Genomic DNA, 1610 nt, shown 5'->3' on the forward strand with positions numbered 1-1610 from the left:
CCTCTCCGCCGAAAGCCTAAGGGTTCCTGGGGAAGGCTCGTCCTCCCAGGGTTAGTCGGGACCTAAGCCGAGGCTGAAAAGCGTAGGCGATGGACAACAGGTGGAAATTCCTGTACTACCTCCACTCCGTTTGAGCAACGGGGGGACGCAGGAGGGTAGGGTGAGCAGACTGTTGGATATGTCTGTCCAAGCAGTGAGGCGTGTGTATAGGCAAATCCGTACACTGTAACGCCAGGCTGTGATGGCGAGCGAAATTGTAGTAGCGAAGTCCCTGATCTCACACTGCCAAGAAAAGCCTCTAGCGAGGAGTGAGGTACCCGTACCGCAAACCGACACAGGTAGGCGAGGAGAGAATCCTAAGGCGCGCGAGAAAACTCTTGCTAAGGAACTCGGCAAAATGACCCCGTAACTTCGGGAGAAGGGGTGCCCCGGTAGCGTGTCAAAGCGCGAGGGGGCCGCAGTGAAAAGGCCCAAGCGACTGTTTAGCAAAAACACAGGTCTCTGCGAAGCCGCAAGGCGAAGTATAGGGGCTGACGCCTGCCCGGTGCTGGAAGGTTAAGGGGAAAGGTTAGCACCTTCGGTGCGAAGCTTTGAACCGAAGCCCCAGTAAACGGCGGCCGTAACTATAACGGTCCTAAGGTAGCGAAATTCCTTGTCGGGTAAGTTCCGACCCGCACGAAAGGCGTAACGACTTGGGCACTGTCTCGGCAAGAGACTCGGTGAAATCATACTACCTGTGAAGATGCAGGTTACCCGCGACAAGACGGAAAGACCCCATGGAGCTTTACTGCAGCCTGATATTGAATGCTGGTATTGTTTGTACAGGATAGGTGGGAGCCGTTGAAGCCGGACCGTCAGGTTCGGTGGAGGCGTCCTTGGGATACCACCCTGACAATGCTGGCCTTCTCACTTGCATCCCTCACCGGGATGAAGGACCGTGTCAGGCGGGCAGTTTGACTGGGGCGGTCGCCTCCTAAAAGGTAACGGAGGCGCCCAAAGGTTCCCTCAGAATGGTTGGAAATCATTCGCAGAGTGTAAAGGCACAAGGGAGCTTGACTGCGAGACCTACAAGTCGAGCAGGGACGAAAGTCGGGCTTAGTGATCCGGTGGTTCCGCATGGAAGGGCCATCGCTCAACGGATAAAAGCTACCCTGGGGATAACAGGCTTATCTCCCCCAAGAGTCCACATCGACGGGGAGGTTTGGCACCTCGATGTCGGCTCATCGCATCCTGGAGCTGAAGTAGGTTCCAAGGGTTGGGCTGTTCGCCCATTAAAGCGGTACGCGAGCTGGGTTCAGAACGTCGTGAGACAGTTCGGTCCCTATCTGTCGTGGGCGCAGGAAATTTGAGAGGAGCTGTCCTTAGTACGAGAGGACCGGGATGGACGCACCGCTGGTGCACCAGTTGTTCCGCCAGGAGCACAGCTGGGTAGCTATGTGCGGTCGGGATAAGCGCTGAAAGCATCTAAGCGTGAAGCCCCCCTCAAGATGAGATTTCCCACAGCATAAGCTGGTAAGACCCCTTAAAGATGATGAGGTAGATAGGTTCGGGGTGGAAGCGTGGCAACACGCGGAGCTGACGAATACTAATCGGTCGAGGGCTTAACCAAA

1 rRNA gene is annotated in these 1610 nt (G+C 55.9%); it reads left to right on the top strand.

The annotated features are described in order from the left end of the window. Positions 1-1609: ribosomal RNA gene (locus AF333_RS31020) — 23S ribosomal RNA — on the top strand; the annotation flags it as partial. Position 1610: the final 1 nt, after the last annotated feature.

The organism is Aneurinibacillus migulanus (assembly GCF_001274715.1).
Classification (GTDB): Bacteria; Bacillota; Bacilli; order Aneurinibacillales; family Aneurinibacillaceae; genus Aneurinibacillus; species Aneurinibacillus migulanus.